Origin of the sequence: Streptomyces zagrosensis (genome assembly GCF_014203645.1) — a bacterium.
Lineage (GTDB): Bacteria > Actinomycetota > Actinomycetes > Streptomycetales > Streptomycetaceae > Streptomyces > Streptomyces zagrosensis.
The window spans coordinates 409576-430407 of sequence record NZ_JACHJL010000001.1; the positions used below are offsets into that span (position 1 = coordinate 409576).

Annotated in this window: 15 protein-coding genes and 1 pseudogene; 14 read left to right on the forward strand and 2 right to left on the reverse strand. The window is 69.3% G+C overall.

The genetic code is table 11. From position 1 onward, the window contains the following. Positions 1-84 precede the first annotated feature (84 nt). Together FHS42_RS01775 and FHS42_RS01780 are read right to left on the reverse strand one after the other, a co-directional pair. Complete coding sequence (locus FHS42_RS01775) at positions 85-627, reverse strand: hypothetical protein (protein ID WP_184568676.1); 543 nt, start codon at positions 625-627, stop codon at positions 85-87. A gap of 55 nt (positions 628-682) precedes the next feature. Next, the gene (locus FHS42_RS01780; RefSeq protein WP_184568677.1) at positions 683-1261 is read right to left on the reverse strand and encodes a winged helix-turn-helix domain-containing protein; all 579 of its coding nucleotides are present in this window, start codon (positions 1259-1261) and stop codon (positions 683-685) included. A 726-nt stretch (positions 1262-1987) separates the two neighbouring features. Here FHS42_RS01780 and FHS42_RS01785 point away from each other — a divergent pair. The 14 genes and pseudogenes from FHS42_RS01785 to FHS42_RS01850 form a co-directional block, all read left to right on the forward strand. Then, positions 1988-2707: a hypothetical protein gene (locus tag FHS42_RS01785; protein WP_184568678.1), complete on the forward strand. Its 720-nt coding sequence runs from the start codon at positions 1988-1990 to the stop codon at positions 2705-2707. Between the two features lie 259 nt (positions 2708-2966). Next, on the forward strand, positions 2967-3578 hold the full coding sequence (locus FHS42_RS01790) for a sigma-70 family RNA polymerase sigma factor (protein ID WP_184568679.1): 612 nt from the start codon (positions 2967-2969) through the stop codon (positions 3576-3578). A 368-nt stretch (positions 3579-3946) separates the two neighbouring features. After that, complete coding sequence (locus FHS42_RS01795) at positions 3947-4699, forward strand: aspartyl/asparaginyl beta-hydroxylase domain-containing protein (RefSeq protein ID WP_184568680.1); 753 nt, start codon at positions 3947-3949, stop codon at positions 4697-4699. A 1026-nt stretch (positions 4700-5725) separates the two neighbouring features. Next, on the forward strand, positions 5726-7141 hold the full coding sequence (locus FHS42_RS01800) for an MFS transporter (RefSeq protein WP_184568681.1): 1416 nt from the start codon (positions 5726-5728) through the stop codon (positions 7139-7141). A 204-nt stretch (positions 7142-7345) separates the two neighbouring features. Further along, the gene (locus tag FHS42_RS01805; RefSeq protein WP_246494153.1) at positions 7346-8398 is read left to right on the forward strand and encodes a beta-ketoacyl-ACP synthase III; all 1053 of its coding nucleotides are present in this window, start codon (positions 7346-7348) and stop codon (positions 8396-8398) included. Continuing rightward, on the forward strand, positions 8395-8631 hold the full coding sequence (locus FHS42_RS01810) for an acyl carrier protein (RefSeq protein WP_184568683.1): 237 nt from the start codon (positions 8395-8397) through the stop codon (positions 8629-8631). Before FHS42_RS01805 ends, FHS42_RS01810 begins: the two co-directional genes overlap by 4 nt. 68 nt (positions 8632-8699) lie before the next feature. After that, the gene (gene scoE / locus FHS42_RS01815; RefSeq protein WP_184568684.1) at positions 8700-9587 is read left to right on the forward strand and encodes a (3R)-3-[(carboxymethyl)amino]fatty acid oxygenase/decarboxylase; all 888 of its coding nucleotides are present in this window, start codon (positions 8700-8702) and stop codon (positions 9585-9587) included. Next, the gene (scoD, locus tag FHS42_RS01820; RefSeq protein ID WP_184568685.1) at positions 9587-10144 is read left to right on the forward strand and encodes a (2E)-enoyl-ACP glycyltransferase; all 558 of its coding nucleotides are present in this window, start codon (positions 9587-9589) and stop codon (positions 10142-10144) included. The genes scoE and scoD overlap by 1 nt, the downstream gene beginning before the upstream one ends. Before the next feature lie 94 nt (positions 10145-10238). After that, positions 10239-11966, forward strand: coding sequence for a long-chain-fatty-acid--CoA ligase (locus FHS42_RS01825; RefSeq protein ID WP_221475944.1), 1728 nt, complete (start codon positions 10239-10241; stop codon positions 11964-11966). 47 nt (positions 11967-12013) lie between these two features. Further along, positions 12014-12271, forward strand: coding sequence for a phosphopantetheine-binding protein (locus FHS42_RS01830; protein WP_184568686.1), 258 nt, complete (start codon positions 12014-12016; stop codon positions 12269-12271). Beyond that, positions 12258-17255, forward strand: a complete 4998-nt coding sequence (locus FHS42_RS01835; RefSeq protein WP_184568687.1) for a thioester reductase domain-containing protein — start codon at positions 12258-12260, stop codon at positions 17253-17255. Before FHS42_RS01830 ends, FHS42_RS01835 begins: the two co-directional genes overlap by 14 nt. Before the next feature lie 72 nt (positions 17256-17327). After that, positions 17328-18383, forward strand: coding sequence for an ABC transporter substrate-binding protein (locus FHS42_RS01840; RefSeq protein WP_184568688.1), 1056 nt, complete (start codon positions 17328-17330; stop codon positions 18381-18383). A 374-nt stretch (positions 18384-18757) separates the two neighbouring features. Continuing rightward, a complete protein-coding gene (locus FHS42_RS01845; RefSeq protein ID WP_184569038.1) occupies positions 18758-19723 on the forward strand; it encodes a FecCD family ABC transporter permease in 966 nt (321 codons plus the stop codon). A 186-nt stretch (positions 19724-19909) separates the two neighbouring features. After that, positions 19910-20680 (forward strand): annotated as a pseudogene (locus FHS42_RS01850) (ABC transporter ATP-binding protein); the annotation flags it as partial. Positions 20681-20832 lie beyond the last annotated feature (152 nt).

Genomic DNA, 20832 nt, shown 5'->3' on the forward strand with positions numbered 1-20832 from the left:
TCCGGCGGCTACGTGTGCGCCAGTCTGTGTCGGGCCCGGCGGGTAGGGGCCCTGGGCCGCGTGCCGCCCGGCCGTCCGAGTACGTTAGGCCGCCAACTCCGCCGCGGGCTCCACCCGGCGGGCCACGGCTTGCAGCATTTCCAGCCGGACGAGACCAGCGCCCCCCGCCCGGATGGCCAGCCAGTACGCCGCGAAGATCAGCCGGGACCGCTCGTCCGTGCAGCGCACCCGGGTCTCGATGGTGAGCACGCTGCCGTCACCCTCGGCAACGACCCGTGCCCCGGTGACCGTCTTGGCCCAGCCGGGCTCAACGAAGTTGACGAACGCCTCGGGGTCGCCGTCCTCGATCGGAGCCACCTCGGGTCGTACATGCCAGAACTTCGCAATCTTGCCCCGTACTTCCTCCCCGGTCCCGCTGGTCAACAGCGGGACGGGAGCCGCCGACGAGACCCGCCCGCTGAGCCGCACCGTGCCCAGCGAACGGATGCCGATCAGCACCTGAGTGATGTGGAGCTCCTCGGCGGTCAGCTCCTGAAAGGCGTCCCAGGTCGTCACCGGATCGGCCGCGATCCGGCGGCTGTAACGAGACCGGAAGTCGTGCTCGGGCATGAAGCGATCGAGTTCCATACGGGCACGCTATACCGTCGGCCGCGCCCGCGGATGGCCGCCTGCGGAACGGGAGTTAGCCCATGGGAGCGTACTTGTAGCCCACCCGGCGCACGGTGACAATCGCCGCGCGGTGCTCTGCGCCCAGCTTGCGGCGCAGCCTGGCGATATGGACATCGACGGTCCTGCCGTCGCCGATGTGGCCGTATCCCCACACGGTGGTCACGAGCTGGTCCCTGGTGTGCACCCGGTGCGGATGCGCCACCAGGTGGGCCAGCAACTCGAACTCCAGGTAGGTCAGCTCCAGCGGTCGTTCCGCGACCTGGACCGTGCGCTGTTCGGGATCGATACGGATCAGCGCATCGCCCTGCGGCGGCGCGGGTGGCGGGGCTGTCACCGGTCCGCCGCCGGGTCGCCGGTCGGCGGGCACCAGGACCAGATAGCCGACCATCGGCGGCTGCCCTGGCAGCGTGGGGAGGCTGTGTGCGGGCGCGGGCAGCCAGGTGGCGTCGCCGTGCAGTAGGTCGGCTACCGGCGGCAGTTCATCGGGGGCGACCGCGCGGAGCCGCTGCCGGGTGGGGTGTGCGCGCGCCGCCCGCAGCGACTGCGGCGAAGCGGTGGCAGCAGCGGAAGAAGCAGAGGGGGCAGCGGACACAGCCGAAGCGGCGGTGACCGAAGAGACGGAAGAGACGGAAGAGAGGGAAGAGACGGAAGGGGCCGAAAGGCCCGAAGAAGTGGAAGAAGGGGGTAGCGGACGTACATTCGTCATGGTGGTCAGCTCTTTCGCGCAGCGGGCGTCGGTGGACGTCGTGCGCACGGGCAGGGCTGGCGGCCGGGGAGTTGACGTATGCAGAGGAACGTCAGCGGCAGCGGAGTGGGCGGGCCCGCGCGTCAGAACGCGCGACAACACTCGCGATCGAAGTGATGCCCCTGGCGAGAAGGCCAAAACGGCTCAAGGTCGGTGCGACCTGTCGCGGTGGTGTGGAGGCTGGCCATGCCTCTATTGAAGCAGACAATCCGACGGAGGTCGCGGCTCGGTCGCAGGTCACATCGGTTTGCTGAAGGCGAGGCGGGCTCCGTTCGCCGATGGGCGCGCACCCTGCCTGCCTCGTGCCCGCCCCGGCCTGCGCTCGAACTGGCCGGATGACCTGCTGCTGCGAGCAACGTGGGGCGCGGCGCTTGGAATTTCGGCCACGGCGCTGGCCAGCGGGTGCGGAATGCAAACATCCGGTTACCCCTCAACAGCATCACCAACCCCAAGTGCCCCATGCCCGATCGGGCATGAGCGCTGTTCATGGAGGTCTTACGGCGGCGCAGACCGCCGGCAAAGTTTCCTTCGCGGGTACTCCGCTTGTCGGTGGCGGCTGGCAACATGTCGATTATGACCACTGGACTGGCGTGCCGCGCCATACGTGCCGCGACCTTCGCGGCCGTATGCGTCGCTGCCGCTGCCGCAGGTCATTCCTTGGCGTCCGGTGCCGCCCTGCCGCCGCTCGCCCTGGCAAGTGCCTTCGCCGGGACGGCATCGGCTGCCTGGTGGCTCGCCGGACGTGAGCGTGGGGCGTTCGTCGTGACGGGAGCGACGGTCGCGGCGCAGCTCGGGTTGCACCTGCTGTTCTCCCTGATGCAGCTTCCCGGCTCCACGTCGGGGGCGCACGGCAGCCCGGTTCGGATGTCCCACGCGGCGCATGCGCTGCATGCCGGCCACTGGGCGCCGCCGGGGCGCGGGGGAGCGGGCGAGGCCGCTGCCTCCGGTTCGTCTTCCGTGGCCCGCTTGGCCACCGACCATGGCGATCTGGCCCTGGCCGGCCTGTCGCCGTTCTGCCATGGCTGGGGCATGCTGCTGGCCCATGTGCTGGCCGCGCTGCTGTGCGGCTTGTGGTTGTGGCGCGGCGAGCGTGCCGCGTTCCGGCTCGGTCGGGCGTTGGGCGCCGCCGTCTTCGTACCGTTGCGCACCGCGCTGCGCGGCCTGGCCGCGGGTGCCTGGCGGCCTCCTCGGCTCTGTCCGATGGCCGCGTTTCGCCTCCGGCGCCCCCGGCAGATCTTTCTGCGGCATGTCCTTGTTGGCCGGGGCCCGCCGGCGTCCGTCACCCCCTGCTGAACGCACCGTCACTCGCGCCGTGCGGCGCCGCCTCTTGGTGACGGGCGTATTTCCGACGTGGTGCCGCCCCCGCGAAGGCGGCCCCGGATGCGTCGGCTCCAGCCCCGCGGTCCCTCGCCGTGTCCCGCGCCGATGACGCGACCGTGCCCTTGCCGGCAACGCGGCCATCGGACGTGGCCATGTGAGGCATGCGGAGCTGTCCTCGCCGGGCCGTGCTCACCCATGGCACGGCACACAGCCCCCAAAGGACCCCGTTGCGATGATTCCTGCCCTAGTCCGGGCCTGCCCCGGACCGTCCCGCCCCGCGGACGACGAGGAGGTGACCGACTGGGCGCTGGCGGCACGAGACGGTGACCCCGTGGCCGTTGAGCGCTTCGTGCGCGCCACCTATCGGGATGTCTGGCGGTTTGTCACTCACCTGAGCGCTGACGTCCACGGTGCGGATGACCTGACTCAAGAGACGTTTCTGCGGGCGCTCAACTCACTGCCCCGCTTCGCGGGCCGCTCCTACGCGCGTACCTGGCTGCTGTCGATCGCGCGCCGCGTGGTCATCGACCGCTACCGGTCAGCCGCCGCCAGGCCCCGTGTCGCCGACGCGCCCAACTGGCAGTCGGCCGCCGAGGGCACCCAGCCCTGCGGGCTGCCCGGCTTCGAGGAAGGCGTTGCGCTGCTCGACCTCCTGGACACGCTGGAGCCGCAGCGGCGGGAGGCGTTCATCCTGACCCAACTGCTCGGCCTGCCCTATGCCGAGGCCGCGGCCGTCGTCGCCTGTCCGGTCGGCACGGTGCGCTCCCGGGTGGCCCGCGCACGAGATGACCTCATCATGCTGCTGCGCACCGCTGAAGTGTCCGGGGTCGCGATCGCGGCCTGAACGGCGCGCTGCACCGCGGCGCCGCGTCGCCAAACGGCAGCCCAAACGGCAGCCTCAACGTCCGCCTCAAGGGGAAGCGGGGCGCGCCGCGTTGGAAGGCGTGTTTTCGTAGGCGAGTGATCCGGCCATCCGGCGTGGCCGGGTCGCAGGAGCTTCTCGATCCGGCCACCGGGGTATGTCCCAGGTTGCCCGAACCGTGGTGCTCGCCTTGTCGGCACCCTCGCCCGCACTCCCTGCCCTGGTCTCTTTCCGCCGCCGCTCGTTACCCCTGTTACCTCCGTTACCTCGGCTTTTCCCCCGGCTTTCCTCCACCAGCTATCCCGCTGGGGATACCTCAAATTTTCCTCAACCCATCAGGAGACTTCCCCGTGACACCGGAGATTGAGAACGCCTTCGCCGCGATCCGGAGCGAGTACGGCTCCGACTCCATCGAGCGTGTGGAGGAGATGCTCGATACAAAGAAGCAGCAGCGACACCCGTTGCAGCAGGGCGCAAAATGGATCATGCCGGGGATTTCCCAGCAGCCCTGGCATGATCCGTACGGCCATGCCGAACTGACACCGTTCATAGGTGCCCTTGAGACGCATCACGGCTCGATCAAAGCGGAGCTGGAGACGGCCTGGGCCGCGCGCCGTGAGGCATTTTCCAACTATGAGCACTACCTGACGCCGCAGGAGGACTGGCAGGCCCTTTACCTCTACCGCAAGGGCGGCCTGGTGACCGAGTCGGCGGAGCCGGCACCGACCGCGTACCAGGTGGTCAAGGACTTCGCGGTGGACACCGAGAAGATCTGCCCGCTCCTTGAGTGCCATTTCTCCACGTTGCTGCCCGGTGCGGCCATCAAGCCGCACTGCGACTTGTGGAACTTCAGCATCAACCTGCACCTGGCGGTGGACATTCCGGAGGGCTGCGGAATCAAGGTCGCGGGGGAGACTCGCGGCTGGGACGAGGGAAAATGCCTGCTCTTTGACTACTCCTTTGAGCACGAGGCGTGGAACTCCGGGACGCGACCGCGCACCTGCCTCCTGGTGGACCTGTGGCATCCGGACACCACCATCTCTGAGCGCAAGGCCTTGGTCGCGCTCATCACGGAGATCCGGAAGCTGATGGGAGAGGGCTGACCAGCTCCTCCCTCGCCATGCGCGGTGACTGCCGCCGTCCGTTGCTGTGGGCAACGGGCGGCGGCAGTCGGCGTTGAGAAGCGGCTCTCAGTGAACGCGGTGTGAACGGTGGGCAAGGTCACAACGACGGGTCGCGGCCGTATATGCTCCCCCGACCTGGGTCCGCGTAACCGTGTGCTTGCGGGAGCGCCGGGTGATCTCGACCATCGGTACCCAGCACACTTTTGATGTCCGATACAGCACTGTCGCAGCGACTCTCTGCCGATCCGGTGGGATTTTGGGTTAACGATGGCCCGCCATCGTGTATGTAGCCGTAAATCAGGCGTCAACTGCCTAACGTCTGGACAGCTTGGTCTATGCCAAGGCAACATGTGATGAAGAAGTTCGCATCTGTTGGGAACTCAATTGGGTTCTCGCGCGACTACTGGAAAAGGCCCTTCTTGGGAGCCCGGAATGAAGGGCTCCGAGCGGCCCCGTGAATGCGTCTCGGATGCTCGCATTCCAGCTGCGTACCCGCTTGAATCGGCCATCCCTGGGGCGGTAAGCTCGTCTGGCGATGGCTGAAAAACGCCCATGCGAGCCGACTTTAGGGTTGTCGAACCGGGCAAAAAGCGCGAAGCTGGGTGGTGTTTCGCTGACTCTCTCGTTGGGTAACGCCCTGGGTCGCCGGCCGGCCGGGTGGAAGAAGGGGAGAGAATGCGTCTCTTCAGGTGGCTGATTTCAGCTTTACATGCTGACGCTCGGTGACGCTTTAACCGGAGCCGCAACCGGAATCTGAGCCAGGCCGAAAAGAAAGTCGAACGCTTGCCGCACCGGAAGGCGTGAGCAAGCATCCACAACGAGCCGTCCGCCGGCATATGAACCAGGCGTCCTAGACCAGGGGCCCTGGGTTGGCGAGGCCCACCGCCCAAGCCGGTCATTTCGGTGTGCGGTGCAGCGTTTGGCACCGCAGTGATGATCCGTCGCACAAGGCATGGGGAACCGCTGTTGCGCTTTCGGTAGGTTCCTAGGGGGGAATGTCTGAGAATGTCCGCACTTACGTCGTCGTCTGCGCCACCACGCCAACGCCTCGGGCTGTCCCTGCTCGTGCTGGCTGCCGCGCAACTCGTCATCGCGCTCGACTTCAACATCGTCTACGTCGCGTTGCCGAGCATTCAGGACGGCCTTGGCTTCTCCGAGCAGGACTTGCAGTGGGTGGTCAGCGCCTATGTGGTGGCCACCGGCGGCTTTTTGCTACTCGGCGGCCGGGCCACCGACCTGCTGGGCCGACGTCGGATGTTCGTCCTCGCCGCCATGTTGTACGCCGTCTCCTCCCTCATCGGTGGCCTGTCCGACACGGCCTGGCTGCTGGTCGCCGTGCGTGCCGTGCAGGGCATCGGCGGCTCACTGCTCTTTCCCGCCACCCTCTCCCTGATCAACACGATCTACGAGGAAGGCCCGCGCCGTAACAAGGCGTTGGCCGTTTGGGGTGCGGCCGGAGCCGGCGGGCTGTGCTTCGGCTCGCTGCTTGGCGGCGTGCTGGTGGAGGCGTTCGACTGGCCATCGGTCTTCTTGGTCAACGTCCCCTTGGCCGGGGCCATCGCGCTCGCCGGGTGGCTGCTCTTTCCCGCCGACCCGCCGCTGTCCCGTAAGCGGGACTTCGATGTGCTGGGCGCTTTGACCGCGACATCGGGCATCACGTTGCTGGTCTTCGTCCTGGTTCGCGGGCCCGATGCGGGCTGGTCCAGCGCCTCCACGGTGAGCTGCGCGCTGTGCGCGCTGCTGCTGCTCGTCGCGTTCGCGGTCATCGAAACGCGAACCCGCGATCCGCTCACCCCGGCACGGCTGTTCGCGCACCGCTCGCTGGTGGCCGCCATGGCACTGGCCGCCGTCTTCAACGCCACCTTCGCCTCGGTCCCCTACTTCCTGACCCGCTACTTCCAGGTCGTACACGGCTACAGCGCGCTCAATACGGGCCTGGCCTTCTTGCTGCCGGCCGTGATGGTTGCGGCCGGAACCCAGGTCGGAGAGCGGGCCATCGCCGCCTTCGGTGTGCGCGTCACGCTGCTCGGCGGAATGCTGCTCGGCGCGGCCGGAGCCGCTGCGCTCGCTGTGGGCTTCACCGACGACGGCTCCTACGGACGCCTCGTGCCGGGCCTGGTACTGCTGAGCCTGGGTCAAGGGGCGGCCTGGACCGCCATGTGGATCGTGGCCGCCTCCGGCGTCGCCCCCGGCGACCAGGGCATCGCCTCGGGGCTCGCCTCCACCACGCTCCAGGTAGGCGGCGCCGTTGGCCTCGCCATCTTGGTCGCCGTCGCCAACACGCACAGTGACGGACTGAGCGGCGTTGCACTGCACGATGGCTTGATCGACGGCATTCGCCTGGTCAGCTATCTGATCGCGGCCGGAATCTGCTGCGGGGCGCTGGTGCTCCTCGCGCTGAGGAGGGCTCCAGGCCGGTAACGGTCGCTAGCCCAACAGCCCCACGTTCACCGCCCGCCGCCTCGGGCGGGCTCCCCTTCCCCTACTCATCACCTCACCTTCACCCCGTGCATGCCGATTGAGGAGACCGCTGTGCCCAGCGCCGACCCACCCCCCGAACCCGACGATCGACCGCACCCGTCCGGCCCGCGGGCGGCTGGCGGACGGCGAGAGCGCGCCGCCGTACTGTGTGGGCTCGCAGGTTGGGTGCCGCCTCGCATCGTCACCAACGATGAGTTGTCGCAGCGTCTTGACACCAGTGATGAGTGGATCAGGACGCGTACCGGTATCGGTCAGCGGCACTTCGTCGAACCCGGTCAGGCCACCTCGGACCTCGCCGTCGAGGCCGGTCGCCGGGCCCTGGAGTCGGCCGGTATCGCCCAGGTGGACGCCCTCGTCGTCGCCACCACCACCCCCGACCGGAGCTGCCCGGCCACCGCCCCGCTGGTGGCCCACCGGCTCGGCCTCACGGGCGCGGCGGCGTTCGATGTGAGCGCCGTGTGCACCGGGTTCGTCTACGGGCTCGCCTCGGCCGCCGGCCTGATCACAGCGGGTGTCGCAACCCGGGTCCTATTGATCGGCGCGGACACCTACTCGGCCATCGTGGACCCGGATGACCGTACGAACGCGATCATCTTCGGCGATGGTGCCGGAGCGGTCGTGCTACGCGCCGGACACTCCGAAGAGCCGGGCGCCATCGGCCACTTCGACCTCGGCAGCGACGGCGCCGGGGAAGAACTGATCATCGTGGCGGCGGGCGGCTCCCGCCAGCGCTCCACACCGGGTGAGGTCAGCCGCGCCGATCGGCACTTCGCCATGCAGGGAAAGGCGGTCTACCGACACGCCATCACCCGCATGTCGGCATCGGCCCGCGCCTCGCTCACCGCCGCGGACTGGAAGGTGGACGAGGTCGATCACTTCGTGCCCCACCAGGCCAACCAGCGCATCTTGCGCGCGGTCGCCGACGACCTCGGTCTACCGCCTGAACGGTGCGTCTCCAACGTCGAGTCGGTCGGCAACACCGGTGCCGCCTCCATTCCGCTGGCGCTCGCGGACGCGGCGGCGCGCAAGGTCATCGAGCCCGGCGACCGGGTTCTGCTCACCGCCTTCGGCGGCGGCCTGACCTGGGGTTCGTGCCTGTTGAGCTGGCCCACCCTGGCACCTCGTACGCCGTCCGCACCCACGACAGTCACACCTGTATCCGCACCCGCAGAAGAGGGAGGACCTCACGCGTCATGAGCGCCACCTATGACCAGCTCATCGCCTTGCTGACCAAGTTGCACGAGGCGCCGCCGGGTGACATCACCCCGGATGTCACCTACGCGGAGCTCGACGTCGATTCGCTGACTCTCGTCGAGATCAGCATGCACGTCGAACGTGAACTGGGCGTCAGCATCGAGGACAACGAGCTGCACCCCGACCTCAGTCTCGGCGCGACCGCCAAGCTCATTGACGAACGGCTCGCCTCATAGCCGTACGCGCCCTTTCCCAGCCACTTCTGATCACCGCGGCTTCACCCATTCCCCGAAAGGCAGTCACCATGGAGATCATCCCGCAGGAAGGCAAGACGCTCGGCGCCGCCGTGCACGGATTCAACTACGCCAGTGCTTCCGAGGCGGATATCAAAAAACTCAAGGAAGCCATCTACACGCAGAAGATCGCGGTCCTCAAGGGGCAGGACCTTTCGCCCGAGCAGTTCCTGGAGCTCGGCAAGCGGCTCGGTCGTCCGGAGACCTACTACGAGCCGATGTACCAGCACCCCGAGGTCGAGGAGATCTTCGTTTCCTCGAACGTTCCCAAGGACGGGAAGCAGATCGGGGTACCGAAGACCGGCAAGTTCTGGCACGCCGACTACATGTTCATGCCGGACCCGTTCGGCATCACCCTGATCTACCCGCAGGTCATTCCGCAGAAGAACCGCGGCACCTACTTCATCGACATGGGCAAGGCGTACGAGGCGCTGCCCGAAAACCTGAAGAAGGCGGCAGCGGGCACGCAGTGCAAGCACTCCGTGCGCAAGTACTTCAAGATTCGCCCGCACGATGTCTACCGGCCGATCTCCGAAATCATCGAGGAGGTCGAGACCAAGACTCCGCCGGTGGTGCAGCCCACCACCTTCACGCACCCGATGACCGGGGAGACGGTGCTCTACCTCAGCGAGGGCTTCACCGTGGACATCCAGGACGCGGAGGGCAAGCCGCTGGAGACCGACTTGCTGCACGAGCTCTTCGAGGCCACCGGGCAGCTTGACGAAACCTTCACGCACCCCAACATCCACCTCCAGAGCTTCGAGAAGGGCGACTTGCTGGTCTGGGACAACCGCAGCCTCATCCACCGCGCCCTGCACACCTCCGCTCCGGAGCCGACCGTCTCCTTCCGGGTCACCGTGCACGACGAGCGCAAGCTCTTCGACGGAATCGCGGCCTGATGAGCCCGCACGCCACCGATCAGGCCGTCGGCACTCCGCCTTCGGCGCCGGAGTGGTATCCCACCGACGAGAATCTCCTCGCCCCGGTGCTGCGCCCGTACAAGGAGAACTGCAAGTACCTGCTCTCCGCGGAGGTCGGCACCAGTGCCGGGCATGGCACGGCGCGCTGCACGTTCGCCATTCCGGAGTCGTGCTATATCGACGACACGGGGCATCTGAACGCGGTCGAGGTGAACATCTGCTACAACCAGATGATGTATTACCTGGTCGCCAAGTCCGTGCAGGAAGGGCTCATGCCGGGGTTTGCCTCCTGGACGATGGAGGACTACTGGCGGCACCAGCTTCCAGACATTCTCATCGCAAGATTCGGCAGCAATTTCCGGCGGCCGATCAACCCCCGTTCATTCTCCGGTGAGATGACCTTCCTTTCCATTACCCGGCGTACGCCAGGCGGCGGCAATCCCATGTTGTTCGCCGAGACGTCGTACCGGTATTGGGACGCCGACGGCGGTCGCTGCGACGGCGAGGTCACCCTCGCCTTTGTCAACGTCGCCTAGCCGTCACCTTCACACAGCAATAACACCCGCCGTGGTGCGCGCCGCCGGAACGGGCGGCGGCCCGCACCACGGACCGAATGCGGAGGCGCAGGACATGGCCGATTCCACGATGACGCGTACAGCGGACAGCAGGCTTCACCACCCGAACCTGCACACCCTCGACGAGACGGCACGCTTTCACGCCGAGCGCCAGCCGGACGTCCCGGCCGTGCTGTGCGAGGGCCGTGTCCTGACGTATGGGCAACTTCACCGGGAGAGCAACCGCATCGCGCACGCCATCAAGGCCGCTGGCCTTGGCCCCGGCACGCGCGTCGCCTACCTCGGCAAGGAGTCCGAGCACTACTACGAGATCCTCTTCGGCTGCGCCAAGAGCGAGACCGTGCTCGTCCCCATAAACTGGCGGCTGACCGCGCCCGAGGTCAGCCACATCCTGCGCGACTCCGGCAGTGAACTGCTGTTCCTGGAGGCGGAGTTCGCACCGGTCATCGACCGGCTGCCGGACGCCGCCCCCGCGACGGTGGTTCGGCTGGGCACCACCGGCGCCACGCAGGCAGCCACCACGCCTCCCGGTACCGCCACCTCTCCGACCGCCACTCCAGCGGCGGGACGCACCGCCACCCCAGCCGCGGGACGCACCGACGCCGCACCCAGTGGCGCGCCCGCCGCCGCGGCCACCGACTTCGCCACCTGGAAGCGCGCGCACCCGGACACCGACCTGAGCTGCGAGGTGACCCAGGACACCGCCGTCGCCCAGATCTACACCAGCGGCACCACGGGGCTACCCAAGGGCGTGGTGCTCGCGCACCGCAGCTTCTTCGCCATCCGCGACGCCCTCGCCTCCGAGGGCCTTGACTGGATCGACTGGCGCGCCGGTGACATCGCGCTGATCGGCATCCCCGGGTTCCACGTCGGTGGCCTGTGGTGGGCGACGCAGAACTTCAACGCGGGCGTCACCGTCGTCGCGATGCGCGCGTTCGCCGCCCACGATGCCAACGCCCTCATCAAGCAACTGGGCATCACCACCGCCTGCGTGGTGCCCGCCATGCTGCGCATGATGCTCGCCGAGCCGGGCATGGCCCCCGAGGACTTCCACACCCTGCGCAAGATCGTCTACGGCGGCTCGCCCATCTCCGAGGCGCTGCTGGAGCAGAGCCTGGCCATGTTCGGCTGTGAGTTTGCCCAGATCTACGGGCTGACCGAGACCGGCAACACGGCCGTCTGCCTCCCCCCGGCCGCCCACATCCCCGGCCACCCCCGGATGAAGGCCGCGGGCCACCCGTACCCCGGCGTACGCGCCAAGATCATCGATGGCGACGGGGAGCCGTTGCCGACCGGGAGCGTAGGCGAGGTGTGCCTGGCCACCCCGGCGCGCATGATCGAATACTGGGGCCTGCCGGACAAGACGCGCGAGACGCTCGTCGGCGAGTGGATTCACACCGGGGACGCCGGATATCTGGACGAGGACGGCTACGTCTTCATCAGCGACCGAATCAAGGACGCCGTGATCGTCGCCGGTGAGAATGTCTATCCGGCCGAGATCGAGGGCGCCCTAGAAGGGCACCCCGCGGTAGCCGAGGCATGTGTGGTGGGCGCGCCCGACGAACGCTGGGGCGAAACCATCCACGCCTTCGTCGTCGTCGCCCCAGGCCAGCAGCCCACCCCCAGGGATTTGCACCGCTTCTTGGTGGAACGGCTCGCCAGCTTCAAGTTGCCCGCCCACTACGAGTTCATCGATCAGGTGCCGCGCAACCCCAGCGGCAAGATCCTCCGCCGCGAACTGCGCGACCGCTTCTGGAAGGACGCGGAGCGCAAGGTCAACTGACCGCCGTCGCCGCAGCCCCCCGCACCCGCTACCCAAGAGAGAACGACATGTCTGAGCCCTTGACGCTGGCGACCTTCCGCGCCGACCTCGCGGAGGTGCTGCACCAGCAGCCGGATGAAGTAGACCTCAGCGAAAACCCCCTGTACGCGGGCCTGGACTCGCTACGCATCGTCAGCCTCGCCGAACGCTGGCGCGCGGCGGGCGCCGAGGTGAGCTTCGTGGAGCTCGCCGAACGCACCTCGTTCGCCGCATGGTGGGACCTCCTGTCGGAACGCCTGTCGGGAGCCGAACATGCCCAAGCCTGACGGCACGAAGCAGACCAAAAGCCCGGAACGCACCGCAAGCGACGGGCCCGCAGGGCAGCAGGTGCCGGCGGGGGAGCACCATCCGCTGCTCGCCGCACAGGAAGGCATCTGGACCGGCCAGCAACTCGACCGGGAAAGCCCCGCTTTCAACACGGCCGAGTACGTGTGCATCGCGGGCTCGGTGGACACCGCGGCGTTCGAACGGGCGCTGCACCAGGTGATCGCCGAAACCGAGGCGCTGAACGTCCGCTTCACCGTCATCGACGGCCGGCCCCGGCAGGTCACCACGCCCGCCACCGACTGGCGCCCGCACATCGCCGACCTGACCCCCGAGGCGGCGCCGCGCGCCGCCGCGCTGGCGTGGATGGCCCGCGACATGGCACGCCCCGTCGATCTGGAGCGCGAACCGGTCTTCGAGCACGCCCTGTTCCGGGTCGGCACCCATGAGCACTGGTGGTATCACCGGGTCCACCACATCGCACTCGACGGCTTCGGGCTGTCCCTCGTCGCCCGCCGCATCGCCGACGTCTACACCGCGCTGGCCTCGGACCAGGCCGCTGGCGACAGCGGCTTCGGCACGTTCCAGTCGGTCCGCGACGAGGAACACGCGTACCAGAACTCGCCCCGGCGCGAGAAGGACCGCGCGTACTGGACCCAGCGGTACGCCGACCGGCCGGCCGTGCCCAGCCTCACCAGCAACTCCGGGCTGCCCGCCCGCGACTTCCTACGGCAGGTCACCGACCTGGCCGCGGACGAGGTCGGCGCGCTGCGCAAGGTCGCCGCCGAGCTGTCCGTTACCTGGTCGGATGTGCTGCTCGCCAGCACCGCGTGCTACATCCAGCAGGTCAGCGGCGCCGCCGAGGCCGTGCTGAGCGTGCCCGTGATGGGGCGGCTCGGTTCGGTGTCGCTGCGGGTGCCGTGCATGGTGCGTAACGTACTGCCGCTGCGGGTGCCGATCGGTGACCGCGACAGCCTCGCCGACCTCGCCCCGCGGGTGGCCGCCGAACTTCGCGCGGGCCTACCGCACCAGCGCTACCGCTACGAGCATCTGCGGCGCGACCTCAAGCTGATCGGCGGCAAGAAACGGCTGTCGGGCCCCGGCGTGAACATCATGCCCTTCGAGTACGACCTGCGCTTCGCCGGTCACCCCAGCACCGTGCACAACGTGTCAGCAGGCCCCGTTGACGACCTCTCCGTCAACGTCTACGACCGGGCCGAGGGCGCGGGCCTGCGCTTCGCCTTCGACGCCAACCCCGAGCTGTACAGCGTCAGTGATCTGGCGGGGCATCAGCGGGGGCTGCTCGCGCTGCTGCGTGCGGCGCTCGCGGAGCCGCACCGGCCACTGTCCGAAGTGGCGGGCCCGGCTGGCGGCTCCGCTGCTGCCACCTCCGTCGTTACGGGTGGGGCCGCTGTGGCCGGTGCTGGCCGGTCGGCCCCGGGCTCAGCGGCAGGAGCTGCGGGCGGCACAGCCGCGCTGCCTGTCATCGACGGCGGACCGCTGCGCGAAAGCGTTCGTCCGGTGCTCGACCGGATCGCCGAGCGGGCCGCGACCCAGGGTGCGGCCACCGCCGTCGAGCACGGCGAACAGCGGATGAGCTACACCGAACTGACCACTGCGGCACGCCGGGTGGCCAACCTGCTCACCGCGCGCGGGCTCGGCCCCGGCTCGCTGGTGGCCATCGCCCTGCCGCGCGGCATCGACGCCGTGACCGCCATCCTCGGCACGCTGTACGCAGGCGCCGCCTACTGCCCGCTGGACCCCGGCGCGCCCACGTCGCGTACCACCGCCTTGCTGGCAGCCGCCGAAGCCGGCGCCGTCCTCACCACCGCCGCCTACGCGGCGAAGCTGCCCGGTGCTGAATCCGGCGGGACCAGTGAGGCCGAAGGTGCCGGCAGGGCCAAGGAAAAGAGCGGGCCCGGAGAACGTGCCGTGCCGCTGCCAGGGGGCGCCAGGGCGGTGCCGGTGGTGCTGCTCGATGCCACCGCACGCACGGAAGCCACGGCCAAGGCCGAAGCTGATGCCGATGCCGATGCCGTTTTCGGTGCCGATCCTGTTGCCGATGGCAAGGTCGCGCCGCCGGCCGTCGCGCCGGACGACCTGGCGTACGTCATCTACACCTCGGGCTCCACCGGCGCGCCTAAGGGCGTGGAGATCAGCCACGGCGCGCTGGCCCACTTCGTCACCGGCGCCACCGAGCGCTATGAGCTCGGTGCGCAAGACCGCGTCTTGCAGTTCGCTCCGCTGCACTTCGACGCCAGCGTCGAAGAGATCTTCCTGACCCTGTGCGCGGGCGCAACGCTGGTCGTGCGCACCGACGAGATGACCGAGTCGGTGCCCACGCTCACCGGCGCCTGCGAGCGGCTGCGCATCAGCGTCCTCGACCTGCCCACGGCGTACTGGCACGAGATGGCGTACGCGCTGTCCACCGGCGCCGCCACCCTGCCCGCCGCCGTACGCACCGTCATCATCGGCGGCGAGGCTGCCGTGCCCGAGCGCGTAGATCGATGGCGGCGGGCGGTGGGTACCTCGGTGCGGCTGTTCAACACCTACGGTCCGACCGAGGCCACCGTGGTCGCCACCGTCGCGGATTTGCACGCCCCCGAACTGGCCCCGGGCGATGTGCCCATCGGCCGCCCGCTGCCCGGCACCCGGGCCGTCCTGGTACCGGTGGCGGACGGCCCCGGTACCGATGCGGGCGGGCCCGGCACGGTGGGCGAGCTCCACCTCGTGGGCGACGCGCTCGCCCGTGGCTACCGGGGCGCGCACACGGCCGACGCCGCGCGGTTCGCCCCGCTGGCCGCGCTGGACGGGGCGCCGCGTGCGTACCGTACGGGCGACCTGGTGCGGCTCGCGGGCGACGGACTGCTGCGGTTCATCGGCCGGGTGGACGGCGAGTTCAAGATCAGCGGGCATCGGGTGCACCCCACCGAGGTGGAGACGGCCCTGCTGCGCCACCCGGGCATTCGGGAGGCCGCCGTGGTCGGGCAGATCCTGCCCGATGGCACCCGCCGGCTCGTCGCCCACCTCGTGGCCGATGGCACGGCGCCGGAGGCGACCGCGGTACGCGAGGGGCTGCGGGCGGTGCTGCCGGCCGCGATGATTCCCTCCGCGCTCACCTTCCACGAGCGGCTGCCACTGACCAGCTCCGGCAAGATCGACCGTAATGCGCTCACCGCGCTCGATGCCCCGGCCACCGGCCGGGGCGCCGACGAGGCCGCGGCGCAGCCCGGCGGCAATCCGCTGGAGCGGGCCATCGCCGGCGTCTGGGAGCAGATTCTGGGCACCGAACACATCGCTCCGCAGGACGACTTCTTCGACCTCGGCGCCCAGTCGCTCCAAGCCATCCAGGTCGCCAACCGGCTCGGCGTGGAGCTGGCGCGCGAGGTGAAGGTGGCCTGGCTCTTCCAGTACCCCACGGCCGGCGAGCTGGCCGCCTTCCTCGACGAACGCGCGGGCGGCGGACCTGCGCAGGGTGCCGCGGCCACATCCGGGGCAGCGGCGCAGGGCCCGGCCAGCGAGGAGCTGGCCGCGGCCGACGCCACTGCCGGCATCCCCGCCGGCCTGCCCGCCGCCGTCGCGGCGGTCGCTCGCGATGCCGTGCTAGCGGCCGACATCGTGCCCGGCACAAGGAGCGGCGTCGCTCCCACGACGGACGCCGAGTCCGCAGGCGGGGCTGCCAACAAGTCCACCGGGCCCGCGGGTAGCGCCGACACCAGGCGGCCCGTGCCCGTGGACCGCGCTGCGCCGCCGCGCCAGGTGCTGCTCACCGGCGCCACCGGTTTCGTCGGCGCCCATCTGCTGGCCGAGCTTTTGGCCAGCACGGACGCCGAGGTGGTCTGCCTGGTACGCGCGGCCGACCGCGAGCAGGCCGCCGCCCGGCTCCGCCAGGCGCTGGACGATCAGCAGCTCACCGTGGGCGAGGCGGCACGGCGGATCGTCGCCGAACCCGCCGATCTCGGCAAACCTCACCTGGGCCTCGCCCCGGCGCGGCTGGCCGAACTCTCCGCAAGCTGCGACGCGGTGTTCCACAACGCCGCGACGGTGAGCATCATGCGCGAATATTCCAGCCTGCGGGGCGCCAACACCGAGTCCACCCGGGAACTGCTGCGCCTGGCAGCGCCCCGCAGCGTTCCGTTCCATCTGATCTCCACGCTCTCCACGGCCCCGCCCTACAGCCACAGCCCCGAGGTCCCCGAGGCGTTCTTTCCGCCGCACGCCGGGCTCATCTACGGCTACCAGCAGAGCAAATGGGCCTCCGAGCGGCTCCTCGAACAAGCCGCGGAGCGCGGTCTTCCGGTCACCCTGCACCGCCTGGGCCGGATCGTCGGCGCCCCCGACACCGGCTATGTCAACGAGCGCGACTTCGTCTGGAGCGTGCTGCGCGCGGGCATCCCCGCCGGCATCGTGCCCGACCTCTTCGAGGCCGAGGTGTGGACCCCGGTGGACTACGTGGCGCGCGCCGTCGTTCGGCTCGCGCTGAGCGGTGGGCCGGACGCGGACGTGGTGTACAACCATGCGCCCGCGCCTCAGTTGCGGCTCAATGACCTGTATGCGTGGGTACGGGCCTACGGCTATCCGGTACGCCAATTGCCGCTGGGCCAGTGGCGCACCGAACTGCCGCGGGCCGCCGATGTGGCGACGACCACACTCGCCTTCTTCGACACCTTCGGCGGTGCGGAAGAAGCAAGCGGGGCAGACAAGGGCGGGGCAGTGGCCACCGGCGGAAAGCTTGAGACGGTCTCGGAGGAGGGACCGGGGAAGTCAGGCGCGGCCACCGATGAGGCGAATGGCGCGGCGGAGCCCGAGTTGGGACTCGGGGAAATCCGGGCGGACAACGTGCTGCGCGGCCTCGCGGGCACCGGCATCAGCTGCCCAGCCATCGACCGGTCATTGGTTTTCCGTTATCTGGACCACTGCGTAAAAACCGGAATCCTGCCTCGCCCCACGGGCGATGATCGACCAGAGCCAGTCGCGGCTGGTTAGACCAAGTCGGGAACCCGGGCGGACTCCGCCCCGACTACTGAGGCGGAGTCCGAACCATCCCGAGGAGCCCGCATGCATAGGAAACGGCCCGCCATCGCGGTGCTGGCCGGAGCGCTCTGCCTGGTCACGGCGGCCTGCGGCGGCAGTTCGTCGTCCACGGACACGGAGAATGCAGGCAAGGGCGAACGCTCCGGCGCCGGCTACCCCGTCACGCTGAAGAACTGTGGGCGCACCACCACGTACACCAAGGCGCCCAGCCGCGTCGTCGTCACGAACGGCGCCTCGGTGGCCGAGGTCTCCGCGCTGCTCGCCCTTGGCCTCGGTGACCGCATCGTGGCCAACCAGCAGTGGTACGGAGCCTCCGAGGTCGCAGGCCGAGCCAAGGCCATCAAAGAGCTGCCGGACGGTGGTATCAAGCCCAACGACGCATTCGGCATCGCGCGCGAGGCGATGCTCGGACTCCGCCCCGACCTGGTGTTGGGGACCACCGGGTACGCATTCACCTCGGGCAACGGCTTCGCCACTCGCGACGACCTCGCCACGGTCGCCGCGAACAGCTACATCTCACCGGAGGGCTGCGACGAAGACACCTCCAAGATGACCATCGAGGACAGCTATCAACTGCTGCGCGACCTGGGCAAGATCTTCCAGGTCGAAAAGCGCGCGGAGAAGCTGATCGCCGACTCGAAGCGGCGAATCGCCGAGGTCAGCGACAAGATCCAGGCCAAGGGTGACAAGAAGAAGCCCCGGGTCATGGTGGTCTTCTCCAACATGTCGATGGGCGGCAACGACTTCAGCTCGGTAGCGGCCAACGGCATCTGGAATGACATCCTCGCCAAGGCGGGCGGCACCAACGCCTTCTCATCGGCCACCAAGAACACCTTCGCGGATCTGAGCAAGGAGAAGGTCGCGGCCGAACCCGTGGACGCGCTGGTGGTGATGGGGTACCAGGACAAGAACCCGGCAGCCTACGCGCGCAAGCTGATCAAGGAGTTCCCCCAGTGGCCGGCCGCCAAGAACAACCGGTACATCGTGCTCTCCGACTCGATCTACCTTGGACCGAGCAACGACGTGGCCGTGGACAAGCTCGGCAAGATGCTGCATCCGGAGGCGCTGGGGGACCGGTGAGCGCGCACACCAGCGCGTGGCAGCGCACCGCGCGCACGCCCCTAGTGTCCCGCTTGCCACCGCTGTCTCATGCGCTTGCCGTGCCGTTCCCGTTCGCGCTGCCCCGCGGCCTCGCACCGCGACGTGCTGCCGCGCTGCCCCGCGGCCTCGCACGGGCGCGTAAAGCCACGCTGTCCCGCGGCCTCGCACGGGCGCGCGGTCGCGTACTGCTGCGCGTCTTCGCCGCGCGGACCGCCGACACCTCGCCCGCACCCGCCAAGGAACAGCGCCCGCCGCCCCCGTCGCACCCGGTCAAGGGCCCGCGTGGCCCGCGTATCGTCAAGATTCCCACCGCCCCGCTGCTCGTTGCCCTGCTCGCCGTGCTCGCGGCGACGATGATGGTGGCCGTGAGCATCGGCGCGGTCACCATCCCGGTGGCCGATGTCTGGCAGATCGTGTGGCACCACCTCACGGGCAGCGGCTCCGCCGCCGACCCCGCGCTCGACCAGATCGTATGGAACTTCCGCACCCCCCGTGTGGTGCTCGCCGCACTCGTCGGCGCCGGGCTCGCGGTCTCCGGAGTGGTCTTGCAAGCGGTGGTGGCCAACCCGCTCGCCGACCCGTACGTCCTCGGCGTCTCCTCCGGCGCCTCGTTGGGCGCCGTCATGGTCATCACCATGGCCGGTGGCGCGCTCGGTGGGCTCGGCGTATCGGCCGCCGCGTTCGCCGGGGCGATGATCGCCGTCGCCCTGGTCTTCGTACTCGGCCAGACCCGAGGCCGCGTCGCCCCCACCCGACTGGTGCTCTCCGGCGTGGCGGTCGGCTATCTCTTCCTCGCCGGTACGAGCTACCTCCAGCTCCAGGCCACGCCCACCGAACTGCGCTCCGTGATGTTTTGGATGCTCGGCAGCGTCGCGGGCGCCAAATGGAACCAGCTCGGCCTGGTGAGCACCGTCGTCATCGGCAGCACGCTATTTCTGGCGCTGTTCGGCCGCCAGCTCAACGCGCTGCTCGCCGGTGATGAATCGGCCACCGCGCTCGGCGTGGACGTACACCGGCTGCGCGCCGTGCTCCTGGTGCTGTCCTCGCTGCTGACCGGCACCGTTATCGCCGTCGCCGGCGGCATCGGCTTCGTGGGGCTGATGATCCCGCATCTGGTACGCCTGGCAGTCGGCGCCGATCACCGCAGGCTACTGCCGCTCGCCGCCGTCGTCGGCTCCATCTACCTCGTCGTCGTCGATCTGCTCTCGCGCACCGTTAACCGGCCAAATGAACTGCCGCTCGGCATCCTCACCGCTCTGTTCGGGGCACCCTTCTTCCTGTGGCTGCTGCGCCGCAACAGGAGTCTGGATGCCGGATGAGCGGCACGATACGAGCCCGGGACGCACACTGGCCTTCGGCGTGGGGGTCGAGGACCTGACGTTGCCCCCGGCTGCGATGGGGCCTCGACGCCGGCCCGGGACCTTGACGCAGGCCCGGGGCCACGGCTCGACCACTGAGAACGGGAGCGACTGCCTTGGACACCGGATGGGGAGCGTGAGGACCGCATGAAGCTCACCGTGGACGGGTTGCACGTCGTCCTCGATCATCAGCCCATCCTGCGTGACGTCAGCCTGGAGGCCCAACAGGGCGACATCGTGGGACTCATCGGTCCCAACGGCAGCGGCAAGTCCACCTTGCTGCGCGCCGTCTACCGGTCGCTGCGCCCGGCCCGGGGCGTGGTGCGCGTGGCCGGCGACGACGTATGGAAACTGCCGGCTCGCGCCGCGGCCCGACGTACCGCCGCGGTCCTGCAAGACAGCGCCGGCACCGCGGTGGGTCTGTGTGTCAAGGAAATCGTCGCCCTGGGCCGCACCCCCCACCACGGGCTGCTCGGCCGAGACGGCGCCGATGACCATCGGGCGGTGGAGGAGGCCCTGGACGCCTGCGGCGCCCGCACGCTGGAGGACCGGGACTTCGCTTCCCTGTCCGGCGGCGAACGCCAGCGGGTACTGCTCGCCCGCGCGCTGGCCCAGCGCCCGAAGCTGCTGGTCCTCGACGAACTGACCAACCACCTCGACATCCGCGCCCGTTTCGAACTCCTCGACCTCATCCGCGGCACCGGCACCACCACACTCGCCGTCCTGCACGACCTCGATCTCGCCGCCAGGCTCTGTGACCACCTCGTGGTCCTGAACGAGGGCACCGTGGCGGCGGCGGGCCCGGTGCTCGACGTGCTGACCACCGAGGTCCTGCGCGAGGTGTTCGGTGTCCAGGCCGTCGCCGAGCGGCACGCCGATGGCGTCATCCGGATCACCTACGGCGCCAACCCGCTGGCCATTGGGCGCGCGACTGAGCCGTTGACATCCGCGGTGCCCCGGTCGGCACCGGCCCCTGCAACGCCGCCGGCACCGACAACGCCAGCACCGACAACGCCGGCAGCGCCGTCCACCGTGCCACCGGCAGTCCCGCACCCCGCGCCCTCCGTTGC

What these genes read in the sequence shown, in the direction of transcription:
- FHS42_RS01775 (WP_184568676.1), bottom strand. Translation starts at nt 627, where the DNA reads ATGGAACTCGATCGCTTCATGCCCGAGCACGACTTCCGGTCTCGTTAC.
- FHS42_RS01785 (WP_184568678.1), top strand. Translation starts at nt 1,988, where the DNA reads ATGACCACTGGACTGGCGTGCCGCGCCATACGTGCCGCGACCTTCGCG.
- FHS42_RS01790 (WP_184568679.1), top strand. Translation starts at nt 2,967, where the DNA reads ATGATTCCTGCCCTAGTCCGGGCCTGCCCCGGACCGTCCCGCCCCGCG.
- FHS42_RS01800 (WP_184568681.1), top strand. Translation starts at nt 5,726, where the DNA reads ATGTCCGCACTTACGTCGTCGTCTGCGCCACCACGCCAACGCCTCGGG.
- FHS42_RS01810 (WP_184568683.1), top strand. Translation starts at nt 8,395, where the DNA reads ATGAGCGCCACCTATGACCAGCTCATCGCCTTGCTGACCAAGTTGCAC.
- scoE (WP_184568684.1), top strand. Translation starts at nt 8,700, where the DNA reads ATGGAGATCATCCCGCAGGAAGGCAAGACGCTCGGCGCCGCCGTGCAC.
- scoD (WP_184568685.1), top strand. Translation starts at nt 9,587, where the DNA reads ATGAGCCCGCACGCCACCGATCAGGCCGTCGGCACTCCGCCTTCGGCG.
- FHS42_RS01825 (WP_221475944.1), top strand. Translation starts at nt 10,239, where the DNA reads ATGGCCGATTCCACGATGACGCGTACAGCGGACAGCAGGCTTCACCAC.
- FHS42_RS01830 (WP_184568686.1), top strand. Translation starts at nt 12,014, where the DNA reads ATGTCTGAGCCCTTGACGCTGGCGACCTTCCGCGCCGACCTCGCGGAG.
- FHS42_RS01835 (WP_184568687.1), top strand. Translation starts at nt 12,258, where the DNA reads ATGCCCAAGCCTGACGGCACGAAGCAGACCAAAAGCCCGGAACGCACC.
- FHS42_RS01840 (WP_184568688.1), top strand. Translation starts at nt 17,328, where the DNA reads ATGCATAGGAAACGGCCCGCCATCGCGGTGCTGGCCGGAGCGCTCTGC.
- FHS42_RS01845 (WP_184569038.1), top strand. Translation starts at nt 18,758, where the DNA reads ATGATGGTGGCCGTGAGCATCGGCGCGGTCACCATCCCGGTGGCCGAT.